At 68.7% G+C, this 16,865-nt stretch carries 13 protein-coding genes; 9 read left to right on the forward strand and 4 right to left on the reverse strand.

What is annotated here, in order from left to right; all coding sequences use genetic code 11:
* Positions 1 to 38: 38 nt before the first annotated feature.
* The 3 genes from ACWDZ6_RS19670 to ACWDZ6_RS19680 all read right to left on the reverse strand — a co-directional run bounded on the left by ACWDZ6_RS19670 (position 39) and on the right by ACWDZ6_RS19680 (position 3,090).
* Positions 39 to 1,028, reverse strand: coding sequence for a DUF3068 domain-containing protein (locus ACWDZ6_RS19670; RefSeq protein ID WP_451503876.1), 990 nt, complete (start codon positions 1,026 to 1,028; stop codon positions 39 to 41).
* A gap of 12 nt (positions 1,029 to 1,040) precedes the next feature.
* Positions 1,041 to 1,178 carry an SPW_0924 family protein gene (locus ACWDZ6_RS19675; protein WP_451503877.1) on the reverse strand — a complete coding sequence of 46 codons (138 nt, stop codon included), beginning with the start codon at positions 1,176 to 1,178 and terminating at the stop codon, positions 1,041 to 1,043.
* Between the two features lie 244 nt (positions 1,179 to 1,422).
* Positions 1,423 to 3,090 carry a lytic murein transglycosylase gene (locus ACWDZ6_RS19680; protein WP_451503878.1) on the reverse strand — a complete coding sequence of 556 codons (1,668 nt, stop codon included), beginning with the start codon at positions 3,088 to 3,090 and terminating at the stop codon, positions 1,423 to 1,425.
* Between the two features lie 197 nt (positions 3,091 to 3,287).
* On the opposite strand from ACWDZ6_RS19680, the gene ACWDZ6_RS19685 reads away from it, so the two are divergent.
* On the forward strand, positions 3,288 to 4,145 hold the full coding sequence (locus tag ACWDZ6_RS19685) for a DUF4184 family protein (protein WP_451503879.1): 858 nt from the start codon (positions 3,288 to 3,290) through the stop codon (positions 4,143 to 4,145).
* A gap of 27 nt (positions 4,146 to 4,172) precedes the next feature.
* Here the strand turns inward: ACWDZ6_RS19685 and polA are convergent, their stop codons facing one another.
* The gene (gene polA, locus ACWDZ6_RS19690; protein ID WP_451503880.1) at positions 4,173 to 6,881 is read right to left on the reverse strand and encodes a DNA polymerase I; all 2,709 of its coding nucleotides are present in this window, start codon (positions 6,879 to 6,881) and stop codon (positions 4,173 to 4,175) included.
* An 87-nt stretch (positions 6,882 to 6,968) separates the two neighbouring features.
* On the opposite strand from polA, the gene ACWDZ6_RS19695 reads away from it, so the two are divergent.
* From ACWDZ6_RS19695 to ACWDZ6_RS19730, 8 genes are all read left to right on the forward strand, one after another.
* Positions 6,969 to 9,242: an FdhF/YdeP family oxidoreductase gene (locus tag ACWDZ6_RS19695; RefSeq protein ID WP_451503881.1), complete on the forward strand. Its 2,274-nt coding sequence runs from the start codon at positions 6,969 to 6,971 to the stop codon at positions 9,240 to 9,242.
* 84 nt (positions 9,243 to 9,326) lie between these two features.
* A complete protein-coding gene (locus ACWDZ6_RS19700; protein ID WP_366734537.1) occupies positions 9,327 to 9,803 on the forward strand; it encodes a PaaI family thioesterase in 477 nt (158 codons plus the stop codon).
* Positions 9,804 to 9,853: 50 nt separating this feature from the next.
* Positions 9,854 to 10,276, forward strand: a complete 423-nt coding sequence (locus ACWDZ6_RS19705) for a hypothetical protein (RefSeq protein ID WP_451503882.1) — start codon at positions 9,854 to 9,856, stop codon at positions 10,274 to 10,276.
* A gap of 869 nt (positions 10,277 to 11,145) precedes the next feature.
* Entirely contained in the window at positions 11,146 to 12,375 is a 1,230-nt protein-coding gene (locus ACWDZ6_RS19710; RefSeq protein WP_326649245.1) for a branched-chain amino acid ABC transporter substrate-binding protein, read from the forward strand.
* Between the two features lie 100 nt (positions 12,376 to 12,475).
* Entirely contained in the window at positions 12,476 to 13,408 is a 933-nt protein-coding gene (locus tag ACWDZ6_RS19715) for a branched-chain amino acid ABC transporter permease (RefSeq protein ID WP_326649246.1), read from the forward strand.
* A gap of 5 nt (positions 13,409 to 13,413) precedes the next feature.
* Positions 13,414 to 15,150 carry a branched-chain amino acid ABC transporter permease gene (locus ACWDZ6_RS19720; RefSeq protein ID WP_451503883.1) on the forward strand — a complete coding sequence of 579 codons (1,737 nt, stop codon included), beginning with the start codon at positions 13,414 to 13,416 and terminating at the stop codon, positions 15,148 to 15,150.
* A 5-nt stretch (positions 15,151 to 15,155) separates the two neighbouring features.
* Positions 15,156 to 16,028 (forward strand): ABC transporter ATP-binding protein, encoded by an 873-nt coding sequence (locus ACWDZ6_RS19725; protein ID WP_389184063.1) that lies wholly within the window; start codon positions 15,156 to 15,158, stop codon positions 16,026 to 16,028.
* On the forward strand, positions 16,025 to 16,741 hold the full coding sequence (locus ACWDZ6_RS19730) for an ABC transporter ATP-binding protein (protein WP_366734540.1): 717 nt from the start codon (positions 16,025 to 16,027) through the stop codon (positions 16,739 to 16,741). The genes ACWDZ6_RS19725 and ACWDZ6_RS19730 overlap by 4 nt, the downstream gene beginning before the upstream one ends.
* The last annotated feature ends 124 nt before the right edge of the window (positions 16,742 to 16,865 follow it).

A 16,865-nucleotide genomic window follows, 5' to 3' on the forward strand; every position in this document is an offset into this window, starting at 1 on the left:
CAGCTGATCCGGGGCTGGTCCCGGGGCGCAGGGGGCGGTCAGGCGGGGACCGGCTCCGGCTCGCGCTCCTCGGCCGGGGCGCGCGGCCGCCGGCCGCGCGCCTCGAGGACCAGCGCGAGGGCCAGCAGTCCACCGCCCAGGATCAGGAAGCCCCAGGGCAGGTACGAGGTCGTCAGCAGCACCAACTGCCGCTGCGATTTGACCAGTTCGACGGTGGAGTTCACATAGTCCGGGCGCATCCTCACATGCCCGGCGAACGCGGTCACTTTGTCCCGGCCGCCCAGCAGCGTGCCGCCGCGCAGTTCCTCCCGGTGGATCTCCTCGCCGTTCACGGGACCGCCGGTGACCGGGTCGACCCAGAACATCCGCTTGGTGGTGTACCAGCGGGTGGTGCCGGTCTGCTTTTCCAGCGTGGTCGCGTCGACGCCGGGAATCGGCATCTTCTTCGGGTACGGCACTTTGGTCCACGGGACGGTCTGCTCGAAGTAGTAGACGTCGAGCCCGCGGAATTTCTTCGTCCCCTTGTAGTGGATGGGCGCGGACGTACGGGCCTGGGCGTCGAAGTACCGGTAGTCCCGCTTCTCGGTGAGGAACGGCCACTTGAACTCGATTCCCTCGCGCCGCACCGCGTCGCCGTCGACCATTTCGCCGGTGGCGTGCACGGGCGCCTGGCTGTGTGCGTCGAAGATGTAGCGCTCGGGGATCTGGGAGACCATCTTGCCGTCGGGCCCCTGGACGTAGGAGAGCGAGTCCCAGACGACGACGTCACGGCCGGCGCTGCGCTCGATCTTCTCGGACTCCTCCACATTGCCCTTGAGGGTCTGCACGATGGTGACCTTCTCGACCTGCTTCGCCTGCAGGGTGCCGTAGTCGAGCAGGGTCGCGGGCTTCGCCTCCAGCACCATCTCCTGGTACTGGCTGGGCGGGATCTTCACCAGCCGAGGGAAGGCGTACCAGCGCAGCAGTGGTGAGAGCGCGGCGAAGAAGACGGCGAAGGCGAGGAGTACGAGGCTGGCTCTGCGGCGCATGGTCCGGCCCTCCTACTTCTTGGGGCCCGGGACGGTGGTCAGCAGCGGCTCGGGCGAGGTCTCGCCGGGAGGTGCGCCGATCGCGGTGATGGTGAGGACGAGGGCGAGGGCGGCGGCCAGCCCGAGGGCGGCGGCGACGAGGGCACGCATGCTCGGCCTCCCGGGAAGTTCGGATCGGACCCGTATCCGAACCGGATCGGATCGGATCGGATCGGATCGGATCGGATCGAGCCGTATCCGATACGGACCTGATACGGCGTCAGGACGGGGGCACCGTAGCAATCCGGCCGCGAGATGAGAACACGTTGCACCGCCGGCACATCACACCGCCCCTCTGCCCTGTCACGGCAGAGGGGCGGTGCGGGAACGCTGTACGGCGGGTCCGGCGGCCGGGTCAGGCAGCCGGTACGGCGACCTTGAGCTCAATGGTCACGGTCGCGCCGCCGGCAGTGGTGAGACGGAGCAGGAAGGTACCCGTCGCATCGTCCGCATAGATCTTCGGCAGCTTCAGGACTCCGTTGGCATCGGTCTTCAGCTCGGTGAGCGTGCGGACCGTCTTGCCGTCGGCGTCCTTGAAGTACGGACCCTTGTCGTTGACTGCCGGGTTGTCCGCGGCGGTGATCATGGTGGCGGTCACCGCCACACCCGAGGCGATGGCGCCCTTATAGGTGGCCTTGACCTCGGCGGCGTCTGCGAACTCGGTGCCGGGGGCGGCAGTCAGAACCTTTTCCCCGGTCCTGGCGATCGCGTCCGCGGCCCGGACTGTGACGGTCGCGGTGAAGTCGACGACGGGCACCCGTGGGCCCACCACCTTGGCCCGGACCGTGAACGTGCCGGTCTTCTCACCGGCCTGGAGGACCGGCGCCATGACTGTTCCGTCCGCGCCGGTGTGGAGGACGACGCTCTTCTTCCCGCCGGCGAAAAGGGCATCCGTGTCGCCGACGATCTCGAAGCCCACGGCCTGCAGCGGGACGGCCCGGCCTGCGGCGTTCTTCACCCGCACCGTGGGCCGCGCGGTGAACTCGTGGCCGGCCATGGCGTCCAGCTCCGCGGTGCCCGCGTCCTCGAGACGGGTGACGGGCGAAGGGCTCGGCGGCGGCGTGGGGGTCGGGGTCGGACTGGGCTTTCCGCCCGGGCCACCCGGCTTCGACGGCGAGGGAGTCGGGGTCGGGGTCGGGCCGGTGCTGCCGGGAGTGGACGGGGTCGGCGTGGGAATGTGGGTCGGCGCGGGCACCGAACTGTCGGGTGTCCTGCCGACCGGCAGCACACCGGTGCCGTCCGGCACCCCATGGGTGCCGCGCTTGTAGTACTCGAACCAGGACAGGACCGTACGCAGATACTCCTGCGAGTGGTTGTAGCCGAGGATCGCGCGGTCGAGGTGGGCCTTGACCGCCAGGTCGCGGCCGTCGGCGCAGAGGTAGCGTCCCGCGGCGAGCGCGGCGTCATAGACGTTGTTGGGGTCCCTGCGTCCGTCGCTATTGGCGTCCTCGCCCCACTTTTCCCAGGTGGAGGGGATGAACTGCATCGGGCCGACCGCGCGGTCGTGCGTCGCGTCGCCGTCGTAGGCGCCGTTGTCGGTGTCCGATATGTTCGCGAAGCCGACGCCGTTGAGGACCGGGCCGAGGATCGGGGAGAGCGTGGTGCCGTTGGCGTCGACGTTGCCGCCGCGAGCCTGTCCGGACTCCACCTTGCCGATCGCGGCGAGCAGTTGCCACGGGACGTGGCAGCCGGGGTCCGAGCCCGCGATGGTCCGCTCGGCCTGCTTGTAGGCCGCGAGGACGGTGGCCGGTATGCCCGCTTCGGCCGTACCTGTCGCGGGCAGATCTATCGAAGTATCCGGTTTGTCAGGCGTGTTCAGCGGCGGAAGGTCGGTGTAGTACGGGGAGTTGCCGGTGACCGGGGTGCCGGGGGGCGGGGTCGCATCGGACGCTTCCCGACTGCCGCCCGAGGCGGCGTGCGTGACGCCGGGCGCCTGCGAGGCGGAGAGTGCGGCCACGGCAACCGCGGCAACCGCGGTCGTCGTCGCTCCCTTGCGCAGTCGGCGGCCGAATTGCGCTGCCATACGTCTGTTCCCTCCCCGTCGGCGGTTGTTCGCGCTCCCCAGCGCGGACTCACGTGACCCTACGACAACTACGGGCCCCGGAACACCGGACCTTGACCGTATTTCACCCTGTCGACACCTCCCGGTCGCCCGGATTCCGGATCAGCAACATCACGCATACTGGGCGGAATTGATCGACGACGGTCCAGGGGGACACCATGCCGTTCACACTGAGCCATGCCGCGGCGGTGCTGCCGGGCATCAGGAGAGACGGGACCGCGCGCGGACCGCTCGTCGCGTCGGCCCTCGTCGCCGGCTCGTTCGCCCCCGACATGACCTACTTCGCGGACACCGCGATCCCGGGCGCCATGGAGTTCGGCGATGTGACGCACTCGGTGATCGGCATCTTCACGGTGGACGTGCTGATCGCCGCGGCGCTGACGGGGCTGTGGCTTCTGCTGCGCGAGCCGCTGCTGGCCCTGGCGCCGCACGCGTGGCGCGGCAGGGCCTACGCCTTCGTCCGGGGACAGGACTGGCATGGGCGTGGACTCCCCGCGCTCGCAGCCCTGTTCTATGTCTCGGCCGTCCTCGGATCGACCACCCATGTGGTGTGGGACAGCTTCACGCATCTGGACCGCTGGGGCATGAGGGTCTTCCCGCTGCTCGGCGAGGTGGTGGCGGGCTTCCCGATGTATCTCTACTTCCAGTACGGCGGCTCCGCGCTCGCCCTGCTGGTGCTCGCCTGGTTCACCGGGTCCGCCCTGTGGCGGCAGCCCCGCTCCCAGGCGCCCGACTCCCTCCCCGTACTGCACGGGCGGGAGCGGTGGTGGGCCTGGGCGCTGCTGGCGGGGTGCGTGGCGGCCGGGGTCGTGCACCGGTGTCTGCGCTGGTACGCGTACTGGGGGGAGATCCACACGCCGCTCGACATCATCCCGACGGCGTGCTTCGGGGCCGGCGCGGGTCTCGCCCTGGGGCTAGTGCTGTATGCCGTGGGGGTGCGGCTGCGGCACCGCTCGCGCGCGGACGCTCCCGGCTCCTCGCTGCCGCCGGTGCCTTCCGGCAGGGGATCGGGCTGATCCCGAGCCGGAAGGCACACGGTCCGGTCAGTGCGCGGCGGACTCCCAGTCGGCGCCGGCGCCGACCGAGACGTCCAGCGGTGCGCGCAGGGACACGGCCGAGGACATCTCTCTGCGGACCAGTTCCTCCACCCGGTCGCGCTCGCCGGGCGAGACCTCCAGGACGATTTCGTCGTGGACCTGGAGCAGCAGCCGGGTGGAGAGCTTCGCCTCGCGCAGGGCCCGGTCCACGTTCAGCATCGCGATCTTCACGATGTCCGCGGCCGTGCCCTGGATCGGGGCGTTGAGCGCCATCCGCTCGGCGGCCTCGCGGCGCTGGCGGTTGTCGCTGTTGAGGTCGGGGAGATAGCGGCGTCGGCCGAGCATCGTCTCCGTGTATCCCGTGGCGCGGGCCTCGTCGACGGCGCGGCGCAGATAGTCGCGGACTCCGCCGAACCGCTCGAAGTAGGTGTCCATCAGGCCGCGCGCCTCGGCCGCCTCGATGTTCAGCTGCTGGGAGAGGCCGAACGCCGAGAGGCCGTACGCCAGTCCGTACGACATGGCCTTGATCTTGCGGCGCATCTCCGCGTCGACCGCGGACCGCTCCACGGCGAACACCTGGGAGGCGACGGTGGTGTGCAGGTCCTCACCGGAGGCGAACGCCTCCAGCAGACCTTCGTCCTCCGACAGATGCGCCATCACGCGCAGCTCGATCTGGCTGTAGTCGGCGGTCATCAGCGACTCGAAGCCCTCGCCGACGACGAAGCCATGACGGATGGCCCGGCCCTCGTCCGTGCGCACCGGCACATTCTGCAGGTTCGGGTCGGTGGAGGAGAGCCGGCCGGTCGCCGCCACGATCTGGCTGAAGCTGGTGTGGATACGGCCGTCGGCCGCGATCGTCTTGATCAGGCCCTCGACAGTGGAGCGCAGCCGGGCCTGTTCACGGTGGCGCAGCATGATGACCGGCAGCTCGTGCTCGGTCTGGGCCGCCAGCCAGGCCAGCGCGTCCGCGTCGGTGGTGTAACCGGTCTTGGTCTTCTTGGTCTTGGGGAGATTCAGCTCCCCGAAGAAGACTTCCTGCAGCTGCTTGGGCGAGCCGAGGTTGAACTCGTGCCCGACGGCGGCGTGCGCCTCCTTCACCGCCTGCTGCACCGCGCCCGCGAACTGCTGCTCCATCGCTTCCAGATGGGAGCGGTCGGCCGCGATGCCGTGCCGCTCCATCCGGGCCAGCAGCTCCGAGGTGGGCAGCTCGATATCGTGCAGCAGGTCGGCCGCACCGACCTCGATCAGCCGCGCGGTGAACGCTTCGCCGAGGTCGAGGACCGCGCGGGCCTGCGCCATCAGGGCGTCGGCCTCGGCCTGTTCGTCCGAGCCGAAGGCGAGCTGGCCGTCGGCGGCGGCCGGGGCGAGCTCACGGCCCAGATACTCGACGGCGAGCGCGTCCAGCGCGAAGGAGCGGCGGCCGGGCTTGACCAGATAGGCGGCGAGCGCGGTGTCCATGGTGACGCCGTCGACGCTCCAGCCGTGCTCGGGGAAGACCCGCATGGCGCCCTTGGCGTTGTGCATGACCTTCGGTCGGCCGGCGTCCGCGAGCCAGTCGGCGAAGGCCCGCTCGTCGGCCTCGTTCAGCTGGGTGGGGTCGAACCAGGCGGCAGGTCCCGCGGCCGTGGCGAGCGCGATCTCGGCGACGCTGCCGGTGCCCAGTGCCCAGGTGTCGACGGTGGCCACGGCGAGCGGCTGCCCGCCGTGCCGGACGAGCCAGGGTGCGAGCTCGCCGGTGGAGAGCGCCGTGCCGTCCAGCTCGACGCCGGCGGCGGGGGCCGGGGCCTCCTCCTCCTCGGCGCCCGGGTCGACCGCGAGGAGCCGCTCGCGCAGGCTCGGGTTGCGGATCTCCAGGACCTCCAGGAAGCCCTTCAGCGCGCTCCTGTCGTACGGCGCGCGCTCGAGGTCGGCGACGGCCTTCGGCAGCTCCACGTCCCGCACCAGCTCGGTGAGGTGGCGGTTGAGCTTGACGGAGTCCAGGTGGTCGCGGAGGGCCTGTCCGACCTTGCCCTTGACCTCGTCGGCGCGCTCCATCAGCTCCGCGAACGAACCGAACTGGCTGATCCACTTCGTGGCGGTCTTCTCACCGACACCCGGGATGCCCGGCAGGTTGTCCGAGGGGTCGCCCCGCAGGGCGGCGAAGTCCGGGTACTGCTGAGGCGTGAGGCCGTACTTCTCCTCGACCTTCTCCGGGGTGAAGCGGGTCAGCTCGGAGACGCCCTTGGTGGGGTAGAGCACGGTGGTGTGCTCGCTGACCAGCTGGAAGGAGTCGCGGTCGCCGGTGACGATCAGCACGTCGAAGCCGGCGGCCTCGGCCTGGGTGGCGAGGGTGGCGATGATGTCGTCCGCCTCGAAGCCGTCCACCGCGAACCGCACGGCGTTCATGGTGTCCAGGAGCTCACCGATCAGCTCGACCTGGCCCTTGAACTCGTCCGGGGTCTTGGAGCGGTTCGCCTTGTACTCGGGGAAGTCCTGCGAGCGCCACGTCTTGCGCGAGACGTCGAAAGCCACCGCGAAATGCGTGGGCGACTCGTCGCGCAGCGTGTTCGCCAGCATCGACGCGAAGCCGTAGATGGCGTTGGTCGGCTGACCGGTCGCGGTCGTGAAATTCTCCGCGGGCAGCGCGAAGAACGCCCGGTACGCCAAGGAGTGCCCGTCCATGAGGAGCAGGCGCGGTCGGTTGTCTGGGGTCTTCTTCGATGCCGTCTCAGCCACGGTCACGATCCTGCCACGTACCACTGACATTCCCGACCGTGGCAGGATCGGGGCCCACAGCACGACGCAGGCTCGAAGGAGAGCGCGATGGCCAGCAAGCCTCCCATTGGTGACCCGGTCCAGGACGCGCCGCAGGTCGCGGCCCCGCATCAGGCGGCGGCCGGTCTTCCCGCCATCGGGCACACCCTGCGCATCGCCCAGCAGCAGATGGGAGTGCGCCGCACGGCGCAGACCCTGCTCAAGGTCAATCAGAAGGACGGCTTCGACTGTCCGGGCTGCGCCTGGCCCGAGGGCGACAAGCGGCACATGGCGGAGTTCTGTGAGAACGGCGCGAAGGCGGTCGCCGAGGAGGCGACGCTGCGCCGGGTCACGCCGGACTTCTTCGCCGCGCATCCCGTCGCGGACCTCGCCTCGCGCAGCGGGTACTGGCTGGGGCAGCAGGGCCGTATCACGCAGCCGATGTACCTGCCGGAAGGCGCCGACCGCTACGAGGCGGTGACCTGGGAGCGAGCCTTCGCGATCATCGCGGAGGAGCTCACGGCGCTGGCATCGCCCGACGAGGCGCTCTTCTACACCTCGGGCCGCACCAGCAACGAAGCGGCGTTCCTGTTCCAGCTCTTCGCCCGCGAATTCGGCACCAACAATCTTCCCGACTGCTCGAACATGTGCCACGAGTCCTCCGGCTCGGCGCTCACCGAGACGATCGGCATCGGCAAGGGCAGCGTCTCGCTGGAGGACATCCACGAGGCGGACCTGATCATCGTCGCCGGGCAGAACCCCGGCACCAACCATCCCCGGATGCTCTCGGCCCTGGAGAAGGCCAAAGCGGCGGGCGCGAAGATCATTTCGGTGAATCCGCTGCCCGAGGCCGGCCTTGGGCGGTTCAAGAATCCGCAGACCCCGCGCGGCATGTTCAAGGGCGTCGCGCTCAACGACCTCTTCCTGCAGATCCGCATCGGCGGCGACCAGGCACTCTTCCGGCTGCTGAACAAGCTGATACTCGAGACGGACGGGGCCGTCGACGAGGCGTTCGTACGCGAACACACCCATGGCTACGAGGAGTTCGTGGCCGCGGCCGGTGCCGCCGACTGGGACGAGACCCTCGTCGCGACCGGCCTCGAACGCGCCGTGATCGAGCAGACGCTCGCGATGGTCCTGGCGTCGAAGCGCACCATCGTCTGCTGGGCGATGGGTCTGACCCAGCACAAACATGCCGTGCCGACCATCCGTGAGGTGGTCAACTTCCTTCTGCTGCGCGGCAACATCGGCCGCCCGGGCGCCGGCGTCTGCCCCGTGCGCGGGCACTCCAATGTCCAGGGCGACCGCACCATGGGCATCTTCGAGCGGCCTGCCCCGGCCTTCCTGGACGCCTTGGAGAAGGAGTTCGGCTTCGTTCCGCCGCGCCATCACGGCTTCGACGTCGTACGGTCCATTCAGGCGCTGCGCGACGGCGAGGCGAAGGTCTTCTTCGCCATGGGCGGCAATTTCGTCGGCGCGACGCCGGACACCGGAGTGACCGAGGCCGCGATGCGCAAGGCCCGCCTCACGGTGCATGTGTCGACGAAGCTGAACCGCTCGCACGCCGTCACCGGCACCAGGGCGCTGATCCTGCCCACCCTCGGGCGTACCGACAAGGACGTACAGGCAGGGGGCAAACAGTTCGTGACCGTCGAGGACTCGATGGGCATGGTGCACGCCTCACGCGGCAATCTCCCCCCGGCGAGCCCCCATCTGCTGTCCGAGCCGGCCATCGTGGCCCGGATGGCGCGTGCCGTGCTCGGCCCCGGCTCGGTCACGCCCTGGGAGGACTTCGAGAAGGACTACGGCTCCATCCGCGACCGCATCGCGCGCGTGGTGCCCGGCTTCGAGGACTTCAACACCAGGATCGCCAATCCCGGCGGCTTCACACTCCCCCACGCTCCGCGCGACGAACGCCGCTTCCCCACGGCCACCGGCAAGGCCAATTTCACCGCCGCGCCCGTCGAGTTTCCCGAGCTGCCCGTCGGCCGGCTGCTGCTGCAGACGCTGCGCTCGCACGACCAGTACAACACCACGATCTACGGCCTCGACGACCGCTACCGCGGTATCAAGGGCGGTCGCCGGGTGGTCATGGTGAACCCCGAGGACGCTCGCGGGCTGGGCCTGGCGGACGGCTCGTACACCGATCTGGTCAGCGAGTGGAAGGACGGCGTGGAGCGGCGTGCCCCCGGTTTCCGGGTGGTGTACTACCCCACTGCCCGTGGCTGCGCGGCCGCGTACTACCCGGAAACCAACGTGCTGGTGCCGCTGGACTCCACGGCGGACACCAGCAACACCCCGGCGAGCAAGTCCGTGGTGATCCGTTTCGAGCACGGGGAATGAGGCCTCCCGTCTAAGCGTTCGCTCAGGCATCTGATAAGACGGTGCACACAGCACGCAACGTACAGACGATCGGAGCCGGACCCCATGGGCGAGCAGACCAATGTGAAATTCCCGCAAGAGGTCATCGACGAATACGCCGCGCTCGGGGTCGATCTGCCCGCGCTCTTCTCCGCCGGACATCTGGGCCGGCGCATGGGCGTGCAGATCCTCGAGGCCTCGGCCGAGCGGGTCGTCGGCACGATGCCGGTCGAAGGCAACACCCAGCCCTACGGTCTCCTGCACGGCGGCGCGTCCGCCGTGCTGGCCGAGACCCTCGGCTCGATCGGCTCGATGCTGCACGGCGGGACCTCCAAGATCGCCGTCGGCGTGGACCTGAACTGCACCCACCACCGCGGCGTCCGCTCCGGCCTGGTCACCGGAATCGCCACACCGGTGCACCGCGGCCGCTCCACCGCCACGTACGAGATCGTCATCACCGACGAGCAGGAGAAGCGGGTCTGTACGGCCCGGCTCACCTGTCTGCTGCGTGACTCCGACGGGCCGGCCGCGATCAGCGGCTGATCATCCGCAGGCTTGTTGTGCCACGGATCGTGACGGCCTAGCTTGCCCCCATGGGGACCAAGCCGCACATCCCGGTCGGGTACGCCACCTACGCGCTTCTGGTCACGCTTGCCGTGGCGGGCTGCACGGAATCCTCCTCGTCCGGGCAGCCCACCACGCCAACACCCGTACCGCAGAAGTCCTCGCCTGCCGATATATGCACAAGTCTCGTCTCCTACTGGGCGAAAGAGACACTCAAGGGCAGCAAGTGGTCGGGAATCGACTGGGAGCAGAAGGGGCTGTCCAACGAGCAGTACGCCATCCACGAGGAGATCGTCGCCGCGGCCCGCGCCGAGGAAAAGCGCCAAGGCCGGGACGCGGCCCTCACCTTGATCGACGTCCGGGCCCGGCAGAAGTGCGCCGCCCGGAACGGCGCGACCGGCAGCTCGGAGAACTGGCGCCCGCCGAAATCAGCGGCACCATCGGACCGGTAGAAGCGTCCACGGTCCGCACACCGAGCCGCCCGGGATCGTCTGCAACGCCAACACCGATTAACGGACGGCTCGTTGGCTTCACCACGCGCTCGCTGCCGCCGCGGCCACCGCTCCGGCCCCCGCCGCGGCCCAGCTCGTCCCGCACCGGCCTGAACCCGAACCCCGATCCGGGCTCGTCACGCGTCTGCGCGCATCACGCACGAGGGGCCGATCGGCCAACCGGACGTCCGCGCCCGCGTCTTCACACCGCCACCTTCGACGCGCCGTCACCCGCGAATCACCGATCACCGATCATCGATCACCGGTCACCGGTCACGACGCCCGCCGACCGGCACCAAGACGCGGACCAGCGTCCGGCCGGCCCCCCGCCATGCGCATACGCCCTGGTACGACCCACAGCGTCACCCTTCAAGCCACTGGCGCGAAGCTGCGCGGGAGTCCCCCGCGAGGTGGGGCCGGCCCTCCTTGACGTAACGCTACGTAACAACGGCGTAAACGAGAATCCGGGCTTCGCCGCCAACCGGGCCCGCGCCGCCGATCTTGCCGGGGCTCTCCGCGCCCCCCGTCCGCCACCGGCCTCAAGATCAACTCAATCCCCATAGCGGAACTGCACGTTCTCACCATGTGGTCGAAACTCCGGGGCTCCGAAAGCCTGATCTGCCCACAGTCCCCCCACGGATCCTTGGCCTTGGCATAACAAGAACGTCACATCCTGACGCCCTGCCTCCCTGACCCCGTCGGCTGCCCTTAGAGTCACGGCCAGTCACCGAGCCGCCGGGCGCATCACAGCACGGCCGTGTACCCCCCAGTACGGCCCGGCGACCAAACGGCACCTCAGGAGAGGTGGCGCGCCAGGGAAAGGATTTATCGTGCGAAAGCGTTCCTTGCTCATCCTCACCACCGTGGTCACCACGGGAGCACTCACACTCTCCGCCTGCGGCTCGCGCGACGACAGCAAGGGGACCGACAGCGGCAACAAGACCACTGTGGTCATCGGCGTCGACGCGCCGCTGACCGGCTCGCTGTCCGCACTGGGCCAGGGGATCAAGAACTCCGTGGACCTCGCCGCCAAGACCGCGAACAAGAACAACGAGGTCCCCGGCATTGAATTCAAGGTCGAATCCTACGACGACCAGGCAATTCCTGCCTCCGGTCAGGCCAACGCCACCAAGCTCGTAGGCAACAAGGACGTTCTGGGCGTAGTCGGCCCGCTGAACTCCGGCGTCTCGCAGTCCATGCAGGGCGTCTTCAACACGGCGAACCTCACCCAGGTCTCTCCGGCCAACACCAACCCGTCGCTGACCCAGGGCGACAAGTGGGGCTCGGGCGAGAAGAAGCGCACGTTCAAGACGTACTTCCGCACCGCCACCACGGACGTCGTCCAGGGCAAGTTCGCCGCCCAGTACCTGTACAACGACGCCAAGAAGAAGAAGGTCTACGTCGTCGACGACAAGCAGACCTACGGCGCCGGCCTCGCCGCGATCTTCTCCGACGAGTTCAAGCGTCTCGGCGGCACCATCGCCGGCACCGACCACGTCACGGTGAAGGAGACCGACTTCTCCAGCACCGCCGACAAGGTCAAGTCCTCCGGCGCGGACTCGGTCTACTTCGGTGGCCAGTACCCCGAGGGCGGTCTCCTCTCCGACCAGGTCAAGAAGGCCGGAGCGAAGATCCCCACCATGGGTGGCGACGGTATCTACGACCCCGCCTTCATCAAGGCCTCCGGTGTGGCGAACGACGGCGACCTCGCGACGTCCGTCGGCTACCCGGTCGAGAAGCTCCCGACCGCCAAGAAGTTCATCGATGACTACAAGGCGGGCGGCTACAAGGACCCGTACGCGGCGTACGGCGGCTACTCGTACGACGCCGCCTGGGCCGTCATCCAGGCCGTCAAGGCTGTCGTCGCCGCCAACGACGGCAAGGTGCCGGCCGACGCCCGCGCCAAGGTCACCGAGGCCATGTCCAAGGTCTCCTTCGACGGTGTGACCGGCAAGGTCGCCTTCGACGAGTTCGGTGACACCACGAACAAGCAGCTCACCGTGTACTCCGTCAAGGGCAACAACTGGGCGGACGTCAAGAGCGCCACGTTCAAGGACTGATCCACCGCATTGCCCCGCACCAAATGAACCAGACCGCGCGAGGGCGCAACAAGCGCCCTCGCGCGGTGTCATATCCGACACGCTCATCGGAGGCCCTGCGGTGAACGAACTGCCGCAACAGCTGGCCAACGGCCTTGCCCTCGGTGCCCTTTATGGCCTCATCGCCATCGGGTACACCATGGTCTACGGCATCGTCCAGCTCATTAACTTCGCCCACGGCGAGATCTTCATGATCGGGGGCTTCGGCGCCCTCACCACCTACATCTGGCTCCCCAGCGGAACCTCACTTCTGGTGGCGATACCGCTCATGATCATCGGCGGCGCAATCGCCTCCGTCGCCGTCGCCACCGCCGCGGAACGCTTCGCCTACCGGCCGCTGCGCAGTGCGCCACGGCTGGCCCCGCTGATCACCGCGATCGGCCTTTCCATCGCCCTGCAGCAACTCGTCTGGGGTTTCTACCCGGACGCCAAGAAGGCCAGGAGCTTCCCGGAGTTCACGGGTGAGTCCTTCAAGATCCTGGACAACCTGTCGATCCAGCGCGCCGACGCCTTCGTCCTCGTCCTCGCCCCGCTGTGCATGCTCGGCCTCGGCATCTTCGTCTCGAAGAGCCGCAGCGGCCGTGCCATGCAGGCCACCGCGCAGGACCCGGACACCGCGAAGCTGATGGGCATCAACACCGACCGCATCATCGTGATGGCCTTCGCCATCGGCGCCGCGTTCGCCGCGGTCGCCGCGGTCGCCTACGGCCTGGACAAGGGCCAGATCAACTTCGAGATGGGCTTCATCCTCGGACTGAAGGCGTTCACCGCCGCAGTCCTCGGAGGCATCGGCAACATCTACGGCGCCATGGTCGGCGGCATCGTCCTGGGCCTCGCGGAATCGCTGTCGATCGCCTACATCGAGCACATCCCCGGCATGCAGCAGCTCGGCGGCGGCGCCTGGTCCAACGTCTGGGCTTTCGTACTTCTCATCGTCGTGCTTCTCGTCAGGCCACAGGGTCTGCTCGGTGAGCGCGTCGCGGATCGGGCGTGAGAACCATGACCACCGACACCACCAAAACGGCCGACGCCGTCCCGGCGGACAGCGCCGCACGTGCCACCGCACTCCGCTGGCTCACCGCGATCGGCGGCCTCGCCACGATCGCCAGCACCTTCCTGTCCTGGACGTACACCAGCGAGTTCCCCGGAGACCTCACCGTCTACGGGTACCCCGGCGGTCTGCAGGTCCTGACCCTGGTCATGGGCCTGGTCATCGTCCTGTACGCGCTGGCCTCGCTGGGCATCAAGGGGCTGGGCTGGCTCGCGCCGGCCGGCACCACCAAGGCACTGAAGCTGCTGGCCCTCGGCGCCTTCGGCACCACCTGGTTCGCCGTGATCGCCATCGCCGTCGAGCTCGGCGGCGTGATCAACCTCGAGCCCGGCGGCTACGTCGCCGCCGTGGCCTCCGCGATCCCTGTCGCCACGGCGTTCATGCTGCCGGACGACAGTCGTGAGGTCTCCCGGCCGAAGGCCCTCCCCTCCTGGGCCGAGATCCTGATCATCGTCGGCTCCTTCGGCGTCGGCATGTACGTGGTCACCTACGGCATCGACACCGAGTACGCCGAGCTGTTCACCGGCTACCTCATCGCCATGGGCTTCGCCGTCGCCGCGCTCTTCAAGGCAGGCCTCGTCGGACGGCTCTCAGGGCTCACCGCCAAGTACCGCCAGGTGACGCTCATCGCCGCATTCGTCTCGGCCGCGGCGTTCCCGTTCACGCAGAACACCGACACGTACACGCTCATCGCGGTCAACATTCTCATCTTCGCGACCGTCGCCCTGGGCCTGAACATCGTCGTCGGTCTCGCCGGTCTCCTCGACCTCGGATACGTCGCCTTCCTCGGCGTCGGCGCCTACACCGCCGCACTCGTCTCCGGGACCACGGCGTCCGCGTTCGACGTGCAGTTCCCGTTCTGGGCCGCCGTCCTCACCGGCGCCGCCGTCTCGCTGATCTTCGGAGTCGTCATCGGCGCTCCGACCCTGCGACTGCGCGGCGACTACCTCGCCATCGTCACCCTCGGCTTCGGTGAGATCTTCCGTATCACCGTGGGCAACCTCGACGGCGTATCGGGACCGCAGATCACCAACGGTCCCAACGGCATCCCGAACATCCCGGACCTGGTGTTCTTCGGGTTCAACTTCGGCGAGCCCCACACGGTCCTGGGCGTCGAACTCGGCAGCTACGCCAACTACTACCTGCTGATGCTGCTCGCGATGATCCTGGTCATCCTGGTCTTCAGCCGGGCGGGCAGCTCCCGTATCGGCCGGGCCTGGGTCGCCATCCGCGAGGACGAGACCGCGGCAACCGCCATGGGCATCAACGGCTTCCGGGTCAAGCTCATCGCGTTCGCCCTCGGCGCCACCCTGGCCGGCCTCGCCGGCACCGTGCAGGCTCACGTCCAGCACACCGTGGTCCCCGAGATGTACCAGTTCGCCGGACCGGTCCCGCCCAACTCCGCCTTCCTGCTGGCAGCCGTCATCCTCGGCGGCATGGGCACCATCAGCGGACCGCTCATCGGCGCCACGCTGCTCTACATGATCCCGGCGAAGCTGCAGTTCCTCCAGGACTACCAGCTCCTCGGCTTCGGTATCGCGCTGATCCTGCTGATGCGCTTCCGTCCGGAAGGCCTCATCGCCAACCGCCGCGCCCAGCTCGAATTCCACGAGACCGACCAACTCGACGTACCCGACAAGGGCCTTCCGGACTCCGGCGTCGGCATCGCCAAGGCGGGGGCGTGAAAGACATGACGACCACCACCACGAACACCACGACCGAAACCGTGCTGGACGCCAGCGGAGTCACCATGCGCTTCGGCGGCCTCACCGCCGTGCGCTCGGTCGACCTCACGGTCCGGGCCGGCGAGATCGTCGGCCTCATCGGTCCCAACGGCGCGGGCAAGACCACCTTCTTCAACTGCCTCACCGGTCTGTACATCCCCACCGAGGGCAAGGTCACCTACAAGGGCACCGTCCTGCCGCCCAAGCCCCACCTCGTCACCAAGGCAGGCGTCGCCCGGACCTTCCAGAACATCCGGCTCTTCGCCAATATGACGGTCCTGGAGAACGTCCTCGTCGGACGCCACACCCGGACCAAGGAAGGTCTCTGGTCCGCCCTGCTGCGCGGCCCCGGCTTCAAGAGGGCCGAAGCCGCCTCGCACGAGCGGGCAATGGAGCTGCTGGAGTTCATCGGCCTGGCACACAAGGCCGATCACCTCGCCCGCAACCTCCCTTACGGCGAGCAGCGCAAGCTCGAAATCGCACGCGCCCTGGCCAGCGAGCCCGGACTGCTGCTCCTCGACGAGCCCACCGCCGGAATGAACCCGCAGGAGACCCGGGTCACCGAAGAACTCATCTTCGCCATCCGGGACCAGGGCATCGCCGTACTCGTCATCGAGCACGACATGCGCTTCATCTTCAATCTGTGCGACCGCGTCGCCTGCCTGGTCCAGGGCGAGAAGCTGGTCGAGGGCACGCCCTCGGTCGTCCAGGGCGACGAGCGGGTCATCGCCGCCTACCTCGGCACGCCCTTCGAGGGCGATCCGGGCGCGGCGGAGGCGGCCGAGGTAGAGGCCGCCGAGGCACAGAGCACCACCAGCACGGAAGGGGAAACCCAGTGACCGCTCTGCTCGAGGTCGAAGACCTCAGGGTCGCCTACGGCAAGATCGAAGCCGTCAAGGGCATCTCCTTCAGCGTCGAGGCCGGCCAGGTCGTCACCCTCATCGGCACCAACGGTGCGGGCAAGACCACCACCCTGCGGACGCTGTCCGGGCTGCTCAAGCCCTCCGGCGGCCGGATCATCTTCGACGGCAAGCCGCTGAGCGGCGTTCCGGCCCACAAGATCGTCGCGCTGGGCCTGGCCCACTCGCCCGAGGGACGGCACATCTTCCCGCGGCTGACGATCGCCGAGAACCTCCAGCTCGGTGCGTTCCTGCGCACCGACAAGGCGGGGATCGAAAGGGACATCCAGCGCGCCTACGACCTCTTCCCCATCCTGGGAGAGCGCAGGAAGCAGGCGTCCGGCACGCTCTCGGGCGGCGAGCAGCAGATGCTGGCGATGGGCCGCGCGCTCATGTCGCAGCCGAAGCTGCTGATGCTGGACGAGCCGTCGATGGGTCTCTCCCCGATCATGATGCAGAAGATCATGGAGACCATCGTCGAGCTGAAGTCCCAGGGCACCACCATCCTGCTCGTCGAGCAGAACGCCCAGGCCGCCCTCTCGCTGGCCGACCACGGCCATGTGATGGAGGTCGGCGAGATCAAGCTGACGGGCACCGGCCAGGACCTGCTGCACGACGAGAACGTCCGCAAGACGTATCTCGGCGAGGACTGAGCCGTACGCATACGGAGAGGCCCGCCCCCCCCCCCCGGGGGGGGGGGCGCCCCGGAGGGCCGACAACCCCCACGGCGGCCGCGTAAGCCAGGCGGGCGCCAAGTACCCCCCCGCCGCCAGCGGC

It is taken from the genome of Streptomyces sp. NPDC002926 (assembly GCF_053591755.1).